The 15,571-nt window shown below is 41.8% G+C and carries 17 protein-coding genes; 6 read left to right on the top strand and 11 right to left on the bottom strand.

All coding sequences use genetic code 11. The annotated features are described in order from the left end of the window. Positions 1-155: 155 nt before the first annotated feature. Together NH153_RS01570 and NH153_RS01565 are read left to right on the top strand one after the other, a co-directional pair. Positions 156-443, top strand: a complete 288-nt coding sequence (locus tag NH153_RS01570) for an EF-hand domain-containing protein (RefSeq protein WP_063700317.1) — start codon at positions 156-158, stop codon at positions 441-443. Beyond that, positions 440-907 (top strand): hypothetical protein, encoded by a 468-nt coding sequence (locus NH153_RS01565; protein ID WP_063700315.1) that lies wholly within the window; start codon positions 440-442, stop codon positions 905-907. Before NH153_RS01570 ends, NH153_RS01565 begins: the two co-directional genes overlap by 4 nt. A gap of 55 nt (positions 908-962) precedes the next feature. Here the strand turns inward: NH153_RS01565 and NH153_RS01560 are convergent, their stop codons facing one another. Further along, positions 963-1,562: an FMN-dependent NADH-azoreductase gene (locus tag NH153_RS01560; protein WP_063700313.1), complete on the bottom strand. Its 600-nt coding sequence runs from the start codon at positions 1,560-1,562 to the stop codon at positions 963-965. 188 nt (positions 1,563-1,750) lie between these two features. On the opposite strand from NH153_RS01560, the gene NH153_RS01555 reads away from it, so the two are divergent. After that, positions 1,751-3,673, top strand: a complete 1,923-nt coding sequence (locus NH153_RS01555) for an alpha/beta hydrolase family protein (protein ID WP_063700311.1) — start codon at positions 1,751-1,753, stop codon at positions 3,671-3,673. A 53-nt stretch (positions 3,674-3,726) separates the two neighbouring features. Here the strand turns inward: NH153_RS01555 and NH153_RS01550 are convergent, their stop codons facing one another. The 3 genes from NH153_RS01550 to yghU are packed head-to-tail and all read right to left on the bottom strand — an operon-like array spanning position 3,727 to position 6,347. Then, positions 3,727-4,113, bottom strand: a complete 387-nt coding sequence (locus tag NH153_RS01550; protein WP_063700309.1) for an ApeA family protein — start codon at positions 4,111-4,113, stop codon at positions 3,727-3,729. Between the two features lie 59 nt (positions 4,114-4,172). After that, positions 4,173-5,471 carry an MFS transporter gene (locus NH153_RS01545; protein WP_063700307.1) on the bottom strand — a complete coding sequence of 433 codons (1,299 nt, stop codon included), beginning with the start codon at positions 5,469-5,471 and terminating at the stop codon, positions 4,173-4,175. A gap of 36 nt (positions 5,472-5,507) precedes the next feature. Beyond that, a complete protein-coding gene (gene yghU / locus NH153_RS01540; protein ID WP_055021453.1) occupies positions 5,508-6,347 on the bottom strand; it encodes a glutathione-dependent disulfide-bond oxidoreductase in 840 nt (279 codons plus the stop codon). A 111-nt stretch (positions 6,348-6,458) separates the two neighbouring features. On the opposite strand from yghU, the gene NH153_RS01535 reads away from it, so the two are divergent. Both NH153_RS01535 and NH153_RS01530 read left to right on the top strand, forming a co-directional pair. Next, positions 6,459-6,833, top strand: a complete 375-nt coding sequence (locus NH153_RS01535) for a SpoIIAA family protein (protein ID WP_063700305.1) — start codon at positions 6,459-6,461, stop codon at positions 6,831-6,833. 8 nt (positions 6,834-6,841) lie between these two features. Beyond that, the gene (locus tag NH153_RS01530; protein WP_063700303.1) at positions 6,842-7,861 is read left to right on the top strand and encodes an endonuclease/exonuclease/phosphatase family protein; all 1,020 of its coding nucleotides are present in this window, start codon (positions 6,842-6,844) and stop codon (positions 7,859-7,861) included. A 286-nt stretch (positions 7,862-8,147) separates the two neighbouring features. Here the strand turns inward: NH153_RS01530 and NH153_RS01520 are convergent, their stop codons facing one another. From NH153_RS01520 to NH153_RS01510, 3 genes are all read right to left on the bottom strand, one after another. Further along, entirely contained in the window at positions 8,148-8,507 is a 360-nt protein-coding gene (locus NH153_RS01520) for a 2OG-Fe(II) oxygenase family protein (protein WP_063700299.1), read from the bottom strand. Positions 8,508-8,528: 21 nt separating this feature from the next. Continuing rightward, complete coding sequence (locus NH153_RS01515; protein ID WP_063700297.1) at positions 8,529-9,119, bottom strand: rhomboid family intramembrane serine protease; 591 nt, start codon at positions 9,117-9,119, stop codon at positions 8,529-8,531. Positions 9,120-9,231: 112 nt separating this feature from the next. Further along, positions 9,232-9,918, bottom strand: coding sequence for a type 1 glutamine amidotransferase domain-containing protein (locus NH153_RS01510; RefSeq protein WP_063700295.1), 687 nt, complete (start codon positions 9,916-9,918; stop codon positions 9,232-9,234). A gap of 134 nt (positions 9,919-10,052) precedes the next feature. Between NH153_RS01510 and NH153_RS01505 the strand changes: the two genes are divergently transcribed. Beyond that, the gene (locus tag NH153_RS01505) at positions 10,053-10,964 is read left to right on the top strand and encodes a LysR family transcriptional regulator (RefSeq protein ID WP_063700294.1); all 912 of its coding nucleotides are present in this window, start codon (positions 10,053-10,055) and stop codon (positions 10,962-10,964) included. On the opposite strand, the gene NH153_RS01500 is transcribed toward NH153_RS01505, so the two are convergent. The 4 genes from NH153_RS01500 to NH153_RS01485 form a co-directional block, all read right to left on the bottom strand. Continuing rightward, entirely contained in the window at positions 10,961-11,698 is a 738-nt protein-coding gene (locus NH153_RS01500) for a dienelactone hydrolase family protein (RefSeq protein ID WP_063700291.1), read from the bottom strand. The two genes, NH153_RS01505 and NH153_RS01500, sit on opposite strands and share 4 nt — an antisense overlap. An 89-nt stretch (positions 11,699-11,787) precedes the next feature. Continuing rightward, a complete protein-coding gene (locus NH153_RS01495; RefSeq protein WP_063700290.1) occupies positions 11,788-13,017 on the bottom strand; it encodes a glycerophosphodiester phosphodiesterase family protein in 1,230 nt (409 codons plus the stop codon). 35 nt (positions 13,018-13,052) lie between these two features. Next, positions 13,053-13,910, bottom strand: coding sequence for a carboxylate/amino acid/amine transporter (locus NH153_RS01490; protein ID WP_063700288.1), 858 nt, complete (start codon positions 13,908-13,910; stop codon positions 13,053-13,055). Positions 13,911-14,009: 99 nt separating this feature from the next. After that, complete coding sequence (locus NH153_RS01485) at positions 14,010-15,437, bottom strand: amidohydrolase family protein (RefSeq protein WP_063700286.1); 1,428 nt, start codon at positions 15,435-15,437, stop codon at positions 14,010-14,012. Positions 15,438-15,571 lie beyond the last annotated feature (134 nt).

Below are 15,571 nucleotides of genomic sequence, written 5' to 3'. Positions count from 1 at the left end.
AAAATTGTTTTGCTCTTCATACGTAACAAGTCACAACTTCGATTAATTGCTAACGTAATCCACAAAGTTTCCACATTTGTTGCATATTGCCCACACACTTTTGGATGGTATTCAGATTATGCTTACGGTCAATTGAATGACATAAGAGGTTCGCTATGAAGCATTTATCTGCACTTTCTGTTTTAGCTATTTCGTTGTTAGCCACAGCGCCCGCTTGCTTTGCTCGCGACCATCAAGGCGGTCCACCTCCACGACCTGACTTTACGACGATTGATATTGATGGCAATGGGGTGATTGATTTTACTGAGTTTAGTGAACAGCCTATGCCTGAAGATATGCTGCAAACCATTTTTAATGACATGGATGCTGATCAAAATGGTGAAGTAACTGAAGACGAGTTCAACAACCATAAACCACCAAAACGTAAGGAAAATCAACGATGATCAACAGTGTTTCATCGGGTGCGAATTTTCAGCCCATGCAACGACCTCAAGCAGAGCCGTTAACCAGTGAACAAACAGAGTTAATGAATGAAACCTTAGCTCAGTTTGATCCTGAAAACTTAACTGCAGAAGATGCACAATCTATTATGCAAACATTTATGGACGCAGGTATTCAACCGGGTCAAGAGATGGAAGCAATTATGGCTGAAGCTGGCTTTGATGCCGCTGAAGTCGGTGAATTAGGTCGCCCTGAAGGTGAACGCCCGCCTGGTCCACCACCGCCGCCGCCAAGTGGTAACTCACTCGAGCAGGTTGATACTGAAGAAGTTGTCAGTTATTTAGATGAGTTGTTAGCGCAATATTCTGATCAACTGGGAGAAGAAGATAAAGAAGCGATTCTAGCCTCTGTGCAAGAAAAGTTTGGTTTATCTGAAGGTGATTCGCTGTTATCGGTCACAGCGTAAATCACAAAGCGGTCATGATGACCGCTTTTTTATATCTAGCTTTATTAATCACTTATTAAAGCGACGCGGTAAAAGCCTTTATTTTGTTTTGTGCTGCTTCTAAGCTTTGCTCTGCACCCGGCATCGCAAGGCCTTCTGCATAGATAAAGTTAACGTCAGTCATACCCACAAAACCAAGTACATCTTTTAAGTATTTAGTTTGTGTATCCATCTCTGTGCCTTGATACATACCGCCACGTGCAGCAAGTACCACTACTTTTTTGTCTGTAATTAAACCTACTGGGCCTTGCTCAGTGTATTTAAACGTAATACCAGCACGAGCAATACGATCAATCCAAGCTTTAAATGTTGATGGAATACCAAAGTTGTACATTGGCATGCCAATAACAATCAGGTCGTTATCGTTAAGTTCAGCAATTAAATCGTCAGAAATTGCAGCAAGTGCTTTTTGCTCATCGCTGCGCTCGTTTGCATCAGTCATCCAAGCAGCCATTTCTGTCTGCGTTAAGTGAGCAATCGCATTGTCGCTTAAATCGCGAGTTGTTACTGAAATTTGTTGGTTGTTAGCAAGCTGCTCAACAAAATGTTGGCTAAGTTTGCTTGAATTACCTTGTTCACCATTTAAAGATGAATTTAACACAAGTACTTTTTTCATCATGTCACCTAAGAAAACTGAAGTTATGCAGCCATTATAATTAGCAAAAAATAAATTAATAATGCTATTAATCGAGTGTTATGTTCGCTTTAAACGAATGAATGGTGTGCCTAAATTTGTGAACTGGTCTTTTTTTATAATTTAATGTTATTATTGCCGGTACAATAAAAATAGAAATGGACTTTATTATGAAGTACTTACTGCTTACACTTTTGGCAGTGCTCAGCTTAATGCCCCGTGCTGCTGAAAACACCCAACTCCCTGTAGAATCTTTCGCCTCTTTACGGGCTTTTAGCCAAGTAAAATTTTCGCCAAATGGTAAAAATTTATCGTTTATTCGAAATGTAAATGGTGAGTTAGTTTTAATGGTTTATAACCGTGAAACTAAACAAGCTGATTCTATTATCCGTTCAGATAACCACACTATTTTCTTCGATTGGTATGAATGGGCAAATGATGAAGTGCTACTTTTAGGTGCGCGCTATATTCAACGTCAATTTGGCGGTCCTAAATATTCATCGACTCGCATGTATGCCTACAATATTAATGATAAAGGCAAGGCGAAACTAGCCAATGAACCAAACTATAACCGTGATGAACGCCAACCTCAATTTGGCGATCAGGTCATCAGTTTTTTACCTAATGATAAAGATAAAATCTTAGTGCAAGGTGACTTTGATGTTGCCAATGCGCCTGGTGTGTATGAACTTGATTTAAATACACTTCGTAAAAAGAAAGTGCAGCGTTCACGTAACAAAGTCATTGCTTGGAAAGCAGACCGCCAAGGTAATGTACGAATTGCTCTTAAAATGGATGAAGATGAATTTGAATATATTCTTTACGATGAAGATAGAGATAATCGTAAAACGTTATTTAAATATAAAGCATTTAGCCCTGATGTCGTGACAATTTTAGGCTTTGATAAAGACCCTAATATTCTTTATTTCAAAGCACTTAAAGATGGCTATGATGCGCTTTATAAAATGGACCTAGCAACCATGAAAAAAGAGTTAGTGTTCAGCGATGACAACTATGATTTTGACGGCTCTATTTTTTATTCGCCACTTACCGGTGAGGTAGCTGGTTTTACTCATTCGCATCTAGAAGATGGCATTCGTTATTGGAACGATGACTTGAATAAATTATACACTGCATTACGTGGTGTATTACCAGCAGATAAGTTTGATATTGATATTATTGATACCAGTAAAGATCAGCGTCAATATGTGGTTTATTTGACAAGCGACGACAGCACAGGAACTTACCTGCTTGGGAATCGTGATACTAACGAGTTAACCGTATTTGCATCGGCATTCCCGGATATTGATGACACAGTTTATACTGGTAAAAAGAAAATCAGTTATAAAGCCCGTGATGGCTTAACTATTGAAGGGTATTTAACTTTACCTGTGGGTTACAAAGAAGGGGATAAATTACCCACTATTGTGTTCCCGCATGGTGGCCCTATGGCTCGTGATTATGCTGGTTTTGACTATTGGACAGCATTACTTGCCTACAATGGTTATGCAGTACTGCAACCAAACTTCCGTGGTTCGAGTGGCTATGGTCATGAATTTGAGATGGCCGCAGTTCAAGGTTTTGGTAAAGAAATGCAAGATGACTTGCAAGATGCTGCTAATTGGCTTGTTAAGGAAGGTATCGCTAATGGAGATAAAATCTGTATTGGCGGGGCAAGTTATGGTGGTTATGCTGCATTAATGGCGGTGGTTAAACACCCAGAAACATTCAAATGTGCAGCAAGCTTTGCTGGCGTTACTGATCTTGAGCGTATTGTTAGTAAGGCGCGACATTTCACTAATAAAGAAATTGTGCGTAAGCAATTTGGTACTGATAGCGATAAACTAGAAAAGGTGTCGCCTGTTAATTTTGCGAAGCAAATCAATCGCCCTGTGCTATTGGTTCATGGCTCAGATGATAACGTGGTGCCTGTTTATCATAGCCGTGAAATGGATGATGAACTCAAAGACGAAGGCAAAGATGTTACTTACATTGAGCTTGAGGATGGTGATCACTACTTATCGCATCAGCCATATAGAATTAAAACATTGAAAGCGTTTTTAGAGTTCTTCGATAAGAACCTGAAAAACTAGCAAAGAAAAGGCGACCTAGGTCGCCTTTTTTAATACTTGATTCTGCGTTAATTTTATTTATAGGCTAATTCAGCATCAATATTGCGCATTAAGTTGGTAACCCAGTTGATATATTGACGGTGGATTTTTTTGCCATTGTAATCAAGGTTTATCGAATCTTTGTAATCAATCGAGTATTCTTGTTCGTTAAACGTAATATCAACGCGTAATTGATGTTTACGAATATCAAGTTTACCTAAGATTTGACCTTCGGCGTTTGAACGACACGTCCAACCTAGTTTCATACATGCTTTTAAAATATTGGTTTTGATACTTTCAAGGTCATGTTTACCAGATGCCATTTGCGGTACAGGGTTTGCGTCAAAGTTACGAATAGGCACACTGGTGCTACAAGCAGAAAGTGTAAGTAGCGTAAGAAGTGCAAGAGCTGCCTTTTTCATAGTAAGTCCTTTTTTGGAAATAAAATCAGCAAGATTATGCGCTTTTTTTAAGGTAGGGTCTAGGTATCAGGTAAAAACCAAGCACTTATTGCACCGACTAAGCCTAAGATACTGTAGAAAAAAATTAATTCTGCCGTTGTTAAAAAACTATTCAATAAGCCAACACTACCTAGCAGTAATAAAATAACCCCGATCACCGTATTACTGACAGAGACGTAGTCAGTGCGCTTGTTTCCTTCAGCCATATCAACAAGGTAGGTTTTACGACCAAGGCGAACCCCTTGATGAGCTACGGTGAGTAAAAAATAACAGAGCGGTAATAGCCAAAACTCATTGAGCGTTTGTGGGCTAAGATAAGCTACTAAATAAACGGCGAAACCGTTGAGGGTGACGAGCATTGCAGCAAACACTAATACTTTGCGGCTCGATAAGTCACTTAATCGACCCCAGATAGGCGCAGAGACTAAGCTGGCAAGCCCAGAAAGCGCCATAAACGTAGCAAGTAGTGAAAAGTCGAAAGCCTGTTCACTGGCAAGAACGATATAAAACGGTGCGCTTAAAGCAGAGCATAACAACAATGCTCGAGTGACAATAAAATGAGCAAATTGCTTATCTTGGTAAAGCAGTTTTAATTTTGATAAAGCATGTAAAAAGCCGTTTTCAGCGCCTTCGGTTGCGCCTTTGTATTCTTGAATGCGGCTATAACTGAGTGCTGCAAACAGCCACATTAAAGCGGCCAGCATTAATGCAACATACACCCCATTTTCATAGCCAAGGCTTTGTAAATACCATAAACCAAGACCAAAAGTGAGCGTTGCAAATCCGGCAAAACTCGCAGCAAGACCGCTAATGCTACCACGCTGCTGTTTTGGAATAACCTTGCCTAATACATCTTTTGCAGCGATGGAATTAAAGCCACGGGCTAGGCTAAAGACAATTAAAATAGCGATGATAGCAAACCCAGCAGTTGCACCTTGGAGTGTTAAAGCACAAATCAGCATACCAACAATACATAAAGCCTGCACAATTGCGCCAATCACCCAAACCCACTTTCTGACTGGGAGCTTGCGAATAGCAGTGGCGATGGCCAGTTGTGGCAGCATTGAGCCTGACTCACGAATAGGCACAAGCCAAGCAATAAAGCTACTTGGTACATTAATGCTTTGTAATAGCCAAGGTAGGGTCACTTTAGGGTTTAACAAGGCATCTGCAAATTTACTGAATAGCTGACTTACTAATAGAGTAATAAAATTGCCGGGTACCACTTTACAAGCGGCTTCATCAATTGCTTTACAGGCACGGGCGTCTTCGGTGTTACTAAGGCGTTGGTAGATGTCTTCTTTACTGAGCTTTTTCATAGGGTTCAGAGGTTATGAAAAAGGGCAATTAAGCCCTTAAAAATCTTCCTTAGAGTGGCGCTCCGCTAACTGCTCAGCTTCATCACCCCATGTTTTGTTAACTCTGCGACCTCGTTTTACTGCAGGGCGGCGCTCAATTTGTTTTGCCCAGCGCATCACATGACTATATGACTCAACATCTAAGAACTCAGCTGCATCATATAAATTGCCAAGTACTAAGCTGCCATACCACGGCCAGATTGCGATATCGGCGATTGAATATTCGCTGCCAGCCATGTAGTCATGGTCGCTTAAATGACGGTTTAGTACGTCTAACTGGCGTTTTACTTCCATGGTGAAGCGGTCAATTGGGTACTGCATTTTAAATGGTGCATAACTATAAAAGTGACCGAAGCCTCCGCCTAAGTAGGGGGCAGAGCCCATTTGCCAAAATAGCCAATTACGACATTCTGTTTTACTGGCGTGATCGCTTGGGATCAGCGCATCAAATTTCTCAGCCAAGTATTGTAAAATTGCACCTGACTCAAACACGCGAGTAACGGGCGTTGTACTGTGATCCATTAAGGCTGGGATTTTTGAATTAGGATTAACACTTACAAACCCTGAAGAGAACTGGTCACCATCGCCAATTTTAATTAAAAATGCATCGTAGTCAGCTTCATCAATACCAAGCTCTAATAGTTCTTCGAGCATGATAGTCACTTTTTGGCCGTTTGGTGTCGCAAGCGAGTAGAGTTGAAGATCGTGTTTACCAACGGGCAAGTCTTGCTCGTGGGTTGCACCTGAGACCGGGCGATTTGTCTTCGCCCATTCACCACCGTTTTCTGCATCCCATTGCCACACTTTAGGTGGTGTATAACTGTCGGTATTACTCATTGAAACTCCTAAATTGTGCTTTAATGAATGTCATTACGAAACTACCATCCTAGTTGATCAGATAAAGCAAGGGAAGTACAGTTATTAATTATGAATAACAAGGAGGATGACATGAAAAAGCATGGTTTAGCCATTGGCCTTGAGCGCACTGGCACGACTTTTTATCTCACAATTAAAGTAGTCGGAAAGCTTACCCACGAGGATTATAAAACTCTTACCCCTCTTATAGATAATGCAGTAGCGGCAGTTCCGAGTGCAAAAATAAGAGCCTATGTTGATATTACTGAGTTAGAAGGCTGGGAGTTACAAGCCGCATGGGATGATTTTAAGCTAGGCCTTAAACACAACAAAGAGTTTTGCCGTATAGCAGTAGTTGGTAACAAACACTGGCAACAAGTGGCAAGCAAAGTGGGTAACTGGTTTATCAGTGGCGAAGTGAAATACTTTGAAGACCCGATTATTGCCACTGAGTGGTTGCACGAATAAGGAATTAAGTGATAGAAAACAGCCAATTAAAGGTGGCGACATTTAATTTATATAATTATTTAGCGCCACCTGACGCATTTTATGATTTTCAGCGCATTTATAGCGCTGAGCAATGGGCCAAAAAGCAGCGCTGGTTGGCCGATTATCTTAAAAATCAGCAGCCAGACATTATTGGCTTTCAAGAAGTGTTCAGTATCAATGAACTGAAACAACAAGTTAACGCAGAGGGTTACCTCTATTTTGCAGTCGTTGATGAGCCAACGGTGATTGATGACTTTATTTATCGCGATCCGGTTGTGGCCATTGCCTCACGCTATAAAATTGTTGATGTCAGTCAGGTTGAGGCAGAGCAAGATGATATTTTAGCGATGGGCTTGAGCGATAATTTTAACTTTAGCCGCAGTATTATTCGCGCGACACTTGAAGTACCTCACTTAGGACACGTCGATTGCTATGTAGTGCACTTTAAATCAAAACGTAGCATGCTCTATCACCAAGATGATGAAAGCCACAGCGAACAGCAAAACTTAGTTATGCAGTTAAAATCGCAAGCCCTTGGGCGCTGGGCATCAAGCATACAACGTGGCAGTGAAGCAGCACTGTTACTCGTTGAATTTATTAAACGCAGAGCGCATAGCAATAACCCTGTGATTGTGATGGGGGACTTTAATAATGAGTTACACGATGGCGTTCTTAACCATTTAATCGCTGATCATCTTCGCTTTAGCGGTCATAGGAAAAATAGCTTATCTCGTTCAGAGTTCAAACTACAAGATAGTTGGCAACTCTATCAGCGCCATGTTGTCACCGAGAACGACAGAGAAGCCACCCACTATTTTGGTAGTAGCAGCTCAGTATTTGATTATATTTTGTTATCCCGTGAGTTTGATGCCGGGTTTCAGGGTAGCTTTTTTGAGGTGGTTGATTATCACACCTATGATCAGCACTTGATCAACCCCCAGTTTGCCTATGATGATCAAAGTACCGACCATGGCGTTGTGATGGTGACAATGAAGTTAAGGAGTTGAAACTGACCACTTTCTGCTGCTAGTGTTGAACTATAAGCTATAAGGGAGCAAGCTTTGATGGTTAAACTCAAATGGAAGTTAGTAGCGGGTATTCTAGGTGGAGTAGTCCTACTTTTATTCGTAATAAAGTACACATCTGTTATTGTTCAAATGAAAGGTAACATTACTACGTCTTTATTTTACGTATTATTTTTACTTACAGTAGTAGCACTATTATTGTTATTTAGGTTTTTTATGAGCCTATATAAACAATTGAAATACAGCTCTAAACGTGGGAGTTAACTTATTAATTTTTTATCCAGCCGATACTTAAAATATATCGGCTGCCAGACGTTACCCGCGTTACCTGATGTTCGCAGATATCAGGACGGAATAATTTGATTCGTGAGTTTTCATAGAGTGGGGCAGTGCAGATAAACTTCCCACCTGCACGCGCTTTTTTGAGTACAATATTAAGCCTGAAATGTTTACCACTAGCGACTTTATCGGTGTGAGCCGCTATTTCACTGCCCTCAGGAAAACGCAAAATATACATATCAAATTTAATTGGCCAGCGGGCTGTGCAAATTAGCATTTTATCGTAGCCTGACAGTTGCCTGCCTTTTTCAAAACGAAAGAGCTTCTTAAATAGTGTAGGTGTGGTCATTATTATTTAAAAGCTGTCAGTTTAAAGCTTAGGGCTCTTTTGCTTATCACGCTTTGCCATAATATAGCCGATTAGTGCGCCGCTAATTGCGCCGAATAAATGGCTTTCGAATGAAATATGAATGCGCTGCGGGAAGACACCCCAAATCAGGCCGCTGTATAACACAACAACCGCAATACTGATTAAAATGGCTTTGAATGAGCGGTGCATAATGCCGTAGCTAATTAAATAGCCCCATAAACCGTAGATAACACCACTGAGCCCTACATGAATATTGCTGCGGCCAAATAGCCATACTAGTAATCCACCAATGAGCGCAGTGCCTGCAAACACCAGCCAAAAGCGTTTTACGCTAAATTGGCAAACTAGCCAGCTGAGAATAGCAAATGGCACTAGGTTACTAAAAAGGTGTGCCCAGCCACCATGTAAAAATGGCGCAAAAAACACCCCTGATAAACCAGACATTTGCCTTGGCAAAATACCTAAACCGTTTAAGTTTATGCCGGGTAGGGTATTAATTATTTGCAGTACCAAGCACATCAGCATAATGCCTAAAATTGCGAATCGCTTACTACTGATAGGAGGAATTTTGACAGCTTTTTTTTCAGTCATGATGAGAAGCTCTTAAATCAATGTGACCGAATGAGTATAACTTATTAAAAGTGAAGGTAAACACCTTGATATGCAAGGTGTTTACTAAAGGTCTAGGTCATGTTGACCTAGTTTAACCTAATTTGGTTAATAGTTTTTTCGCAGCAAGTTCAGAACTTGCAGGGTTTTGCCCTGTGATTAGTAGGCCATCTTCAATCGCAAGCTCGCCCCAATCATCGGTTTTTTGATAATGACCACCTTGTTTGATTAGCTCATCTTCAACAAGTAATGGCACGACATTGGTAAGTTGTACGGCATCTTCTTCTGAGTTACTAAAGCCGGTTACTTTTTTATCAAATACCACAGACTTACCAGCTGCATTTTTCGCATTCAGTAATACGGCACTGGCGTGACATACTGCACCCACTGGTTTCTCTGAGTTAAGAAATTGCTCTATCAAGCTAATTGAATCTTGGTTATCAACTAAGTCCCATAACGGACCATGGCCGCCAGGGTAAAATACCGCATCAAAATCATCGGCTTTAACTTCAGCCAGAGGTTTAGTATTAGCCATTAAAGTTTTTGCTGCGCTGTCTTGCTCAAAACGTTTTGTGGCATCGGTTGCTGCATCAGGGGCTGCACTATTTGGATCAACCGGAGGTTGGCCACCTTTAACAGAAGCTAACGTTACCTCTGCACCAGCATCAATAAAGGCGTAGTAGGGCGCCGCAAATTCTTCGACCCAAAAGCCTGTTTTATGGCCGGTATCGCCAAGTTCATCGTGTGAAGTGAGTACCATTAAAATTTTCTTAGCTGACATAGTGAATCCCTTTTTGTGTATTAAACATCGTTGATAACACTATAGGGGTGAAAACCGAGTTAAACAACGCAGATAAATTTGACTTCATTGGTTTAATAATTGATACAATTATTCAGGTTAGATTAGGAGTTTGTATGAAAGTATCGTTTGAGCAATTAAAAAGTATGGTGGTGTTTGCCCACATTGTGCAGCAAGGCAGCTTAACTAAAGCGGCTCAACAACTTGGTTTATCAAGGGCTGTAGTTAGTTATCACTTAAAGAAATTAGAACAGCAATTAAAGCTCACGTTACTTAACCGCTCAACGCGTACCATGACCCTTACCGAAGCTGGTATGGCTTATTATGAACGTTGTCAGGCTATCACCGAGCACGCTGAAGCTGCTAATTTACACCTTGAGAACTTAAAGAGTGAACCGGTTGGGGTTATTAAATTGAGTTGTCCGGTGAATGTAGGCTTGCAACTTGTGGTGCCGGCACTTGCTCAGTTTAAGCGTTTGTATCCGAAAATTGATATTGATTTACAGCTTAGTGATGATGTGGTTGATATCATCAAAGAAGGCTACGACTTAGCGATTAGAGGCGTGGCCCTTGAAAGCTCAAACTTACAAGCGACTAAACTTGCAAGTATGGCGACTTGCTTATGTGGTTCAGTCGATTACTTTACAAAATACCCTATACCTAAGAGCATCGCCGATTTAGCGGAGCATACATGGGTGGTGTATCAACTAAGTAGTGCTGTTGTCACGCTCGAAAAAGACAAACGCCGCTTTGAGGTGGCAGTTAGTGGTGGCATAAGTACTAATAATGCTGCTGCTCGAACTGCCTTTGTTGAAGCTGGGCATGGTTTAGCGAAAATCCCTGTTTATGATGCACTACCCAGGATCAAAGCGGGATTGTTACGCACAATATTAGATGATTACAAAACTGCCGATATTGAACTTTATGGCGTATTCCCGCCAGGGGCGGCGGGAAGTAAAAAACTGCGGGTTTTACTTGATTACTTGAAGGATTATTTTACTAATCAAGTAGCCACTATGACGATTTAAACAAGCGTGCGATTAAATAAAGCAACGGCTTGTTGGTACATGCTGATGGCAAGCACTGGGTCATATCGGTCGCCTTCGTCGCGCATAAACGCATGTTGGGCGTTCACTTCTTGCCACTGGTAATTAATGCCTGTTGCCACCGCTTGTTGGTAAATTTTAAGGCGGCCTTCCTTTGGTACATGGGGGTCTTGTTTACCCCAAACAAAGTGGATCTCACCTTTAATATCTGCCATGCGCTCAAATGAGTTATTACCCGCTTGCGCTGGTAAGGTATCGCTGTGTATATCTGTCGCGTATAAACAAAAAGCGGCTTTGATACTTGGGTTTAATGCAGCACGGTATGCAAGGTGACCACCAATACATACGCCCATGGCACCGACATTTCCTGTGCAGTAATCTTGCTGACGTGCAAATGCAATTAAAGCGTCAGTGTCTGAGTCATGGCTCTCAAGCGGTTTTGCCCATTTGTCGGCATTGCCTTTGTCTTTTCCAGCATCATCATAAGCAAGTACCGTCCCAATAGGATTTAACTCATGAAAAACTTCTGGCACTAACACAACAAAACCATGACCAGCAAGTATTGCCGCAGAGCGTGCAATAGGGGCTGTTTCTTGGAAAATTTCAGAATAGAAAATAACACACGGGTATTTACCTTCTTCTACAGGGCGATAAATACTGGTGCGCATTGTGCCTGTGTTGGTCGCTATGTCGTGGCTATGGTGCTGAATAATCATGTTAATCCTTGTAAAAAACGGTTTAGCTAATAATACCTCAGCCCCACCTTTTGGACGAGTCAAAGCCCTTGAAATTTATTGATGCTCAGCTATTTTATTGAGGCAGGGTACTGCATACAGCTTGCGTAATAGGTAAGAGTAGCAGGCCAGTCAGAGAAAATAGCCATCACACCCACTTGCTTAGCAAGGACGTCTACCACATTCATCATTTGCCCATCTTGTTTAATCACGCTGGCAATCGACTGGTAATAATAACCACCGCCCTTAGTTAATGGACCAGAGCGCTCTAAACTCCAAGTAATGATGTTCAGCCCTGCTTGTTTAGCTTTAATAGCATAAAGCGATGGCACGATTTTACCTGACTCATCAAGGCTTAAAAGCATCCATATTGGCGGTGCGATAATGCGTACTCCATCGTCATACAGAGCCTGCATTGATGGCTGCCAGGTGGTGTCATCCATGGCATCAAAGTCTGCTTGCTCATCTCGGCCATCAAGATAAATACTGTTGCTTGCAAATTCAGGGTGATTGTTCAGCCAATACTTCACATCTTCAAGATTAAATGATTGCGGATACACATCATCGCTATTCACACCTAAATCCCGATACTCATCAAGCATTTTTTGCGCATAATCTTGCTGGCTAAAACCGTTAAATGGCATGCTAACTTCTGGGCTTTTTAGCTCGGGTGTCATTTTTACACCCAGTGATTTGAATAACTTAATGCTTTGCTGGTGGGTCATAACAGTGCCACTGTTTGCGTATAAATCAGTGCGCCAGCTTGGTGTGCCTTGCATATACTCTGCGACGGTTTTGGCGTTTGGGTTGGCGCCATCCATTTTAGCTTTTAGGGTTAAAAACTCAGCTTGGGTGATATCGCTGGTGCAGCATTTAGCCTGAGCTGGTTGACCGTCTTTGGCCGGGGTAAAAGGTTGGCTGCATTTTGCAGCCAACTCAGGAATCGCTAAAATGTTGGTAGTGGTGTGTAAATCGCACTGTGAATGGCGACACACGAGTTGTTTGTCTTTAGTAAAGGCAACGTCACATTCAAGTACGCCAGCGCCCATTCTTACAGCAGCCAAATATGACTCTTTGCTGTGCTCAGGAAACTGCATAGGGGCACCGCGATGACCAATTACAAAATCAGTTTTATAGAAAGGGCCATTACCGCATGCCGCAAGTTGCTGCTTTAAAGGCCCATCAGTCATCTTGTCGATTAAATAGTAAGGCCTAGCACCCACTTGCACTGCCTGCTCCTTGGGCAGACTCTTACAGCCTTGAATAACGAAAACTAAACAACATAAAACCAGTGCGCGCATAACAGCATTCCTCTAATCTAATAGAGTTTAGCCTATCATTGCTCCATGGCAGTTTTATTAAGTTTCTGATTTATAATAAGTGCTAATAAGATAATCGCTGCGCCGATGGCAAGCTTGATGATATCGGCATCACGATTCCATATCACAATGTTAACGATGATCCCGGCTGGGATCAGGAGGTTATTCATGACAGCCAAGGCACCTACATTGACGATGGTCGCGCCCTTATTCCAAGCAAAATAACCAAGCCCTGAAGCAATTGTGCCTAAGTAAATTAGCACGCCCCATTGTGTTGTTGTGGTGGGTAGCTTACTGGTATCACCAAATAAACCGTAACAAATCAGTGCGACTATTAAAGCACCAATAAAGAACCAAGCAAACACCCGAGAGTGGGGGAGTTGCTCATCTTGCATTAAACGTTTGTAGGTGACTTGCCCAGTGGCAAAGCAAATATTAGCAGCCTGCACCATTAACATACCAATGAGATAGTTTTCATCGACGCCTTCATAGCGAATAGCAACGGCGCCTAAAATAGCCAGTAATGCGGCGAATAAAAACTTGGCATTAAAACGCTTTTCAAGCAAATCGTTTAACAAAGTGATGTAAAGTGGCGTCATTACCGTGAATAGCAGTACCTCGGGCACGCTAAGGTACAAAAACGAATGGTAATAGAAGCTGTACATCACACCAAGTTGTACTGCGCCTATCGCCATGAGCTTTAGTGCTAAGGCTTTAGGGGTTTTACGCCAGTGTAAAAAGGGCAAAAACACGCAAGTTGCCAAGCCAATGCGCATTAACACACTAAACCATGCATCCACTTGGCCTGCTAAATAAACACCAATAAGACTAAACGAAAAGGCCCAAAGCAGGGTTACAGCAAATAAGTAGGTCATGTTATTCGAGTTATGTGCAAAAAATGGCAGTGTATATGAGATGGCTGAAAATTAAAATTGCCCATGACGGATAATACGCGGTCATGGGCAATGGGGGGGTTAGGGTTGGCTGGCAACAAAGGCTTTTGCTTGTTGCTTTAATCGCTCAAGTGCGTTGCTATCGTAAAACGTGCTGTGCGAGACAACACCCTTTAGTGTTTGTGTGTTACGAATATCAATAAGCGGGTTTTTTGAAAGCAAAATGAGATCGGCTACTTTGCCTTCACTAAGTGCACCGTATTGCTGTTGTTTATTTAAAAATTTAGGTCCCGCGAGTGTTGCAGCTTGCAGCGTTTGCAGTGGTGTTAGGCCATATTCAGTAAAAATACTCAGTTCTTGGTGTAAAGAAAGCCCCGGATAAATATACGAATTTAAAAAACCTGCATCTGTGCCTGCAATAATGCTCACACCTGCTTGTTGGGCGATAGGGAGTAACTGTGCGGTTTTAATAAAACGCTCTTTGCGCTGTTTGATTTGTGCAGGGGTGTCTTTGTTCGCTCTATCAACTCGCCATTGATACGTCGCTTTTAAACCCTTACCTAAATAATCTAAATAGGCATCGTCTTGATGATTGTCTTCATCAATGTAAGCCGTTATTTTGCCACCGATCAAGGTTGGCACCACGGCGGTGTCGTTGTTAGCAAGAACCGTAAACTTCTCAATGGCTGTTGGTTCATCAAACTGCGCGGTGATAATGGGCAGCGCAGTGCGATAGCTCAGCTCTTTTGAGGCAACCTTTGCGGAAATATCCGCTTCGTTTTTAGCCGCAGCTTTAAGCATATAGGTCATATGCTCAATAGCATCAAGCCCCGCCTTGGAGACATCAGTCACAGACAATGAAAATGGAATATGACCCGAAATTTGGTAACCCCGTTTTTTAACCTCTTTTACTGCCTTTAGATAAAGCTCAGGCGTTAAAGCGCTGTCGGTAATTTTGATAAAATCAACGTCCATGCTGTCTAACAGATCCATTGCAGCATGCATTTCTTCAGTCGTTTCTACTTCTAAATCACCAGGCCAAATAGACCCTTTACCTTCTAATTTCGGGCCTGAGGTGAAAATAGTTGGGCCCACTAACTGACCTTGTTTTACTTGTTCTCGCCAGCTAAGTACAGATTCACTTAAATCAGCCGCAGCATCACGAACGGTCGTTACGCCGTAAGCTAAATATAGTGGCAAGAGCTGTTTATTCTCTTCAATAAGTTCATCACCACCGCCAAAATGAACATGCATATCCCATAGACCAGGCATTACATACTGACCTTTTGCATCAATCAATGTTGAGCTTTGATAGTGGTTACTTAAAGGTTTATCGCTACGTTTGATGATAATTCCATCGCGAATGGCAAGAGATTGCTTTGCTGCGATAGCCCCAGTTTGCATATCAATAATTTGGGCGTTTTCTATCACGATGTCAGCGCGCTGATCTGGGGGTGATGAACATGCAGCTAAAGCTGAGCAAAGTCCTAAAAGTAAAGCGTTTTTCATGTGTGAACTCGTGTTTTTCTTTGAGATTAGCAAAAACGAGTTAACTGACAATGGCTTTGAGGTGAATAGGAATAAAAGTGGGGTGAAAATTTAATTGATACTTAAAAAGTATGAGGGTTACCCCTCATACTCTA

The organism is Pseudoalteromonas gelatinilytica (assembly GCF_001641615.1).
Taxonomy (GTDB): domain Bacteria; phylum Pseudomonadota; class Gammaproteobacteria; order Enterobacterales; family Alteromonadaceae; genus Pseudoalteromonas; species Pseudoalteromonas gelatinilytica.
This window is presented reverse-complemented; position numbering and strand designations above follow the sequence as displayed.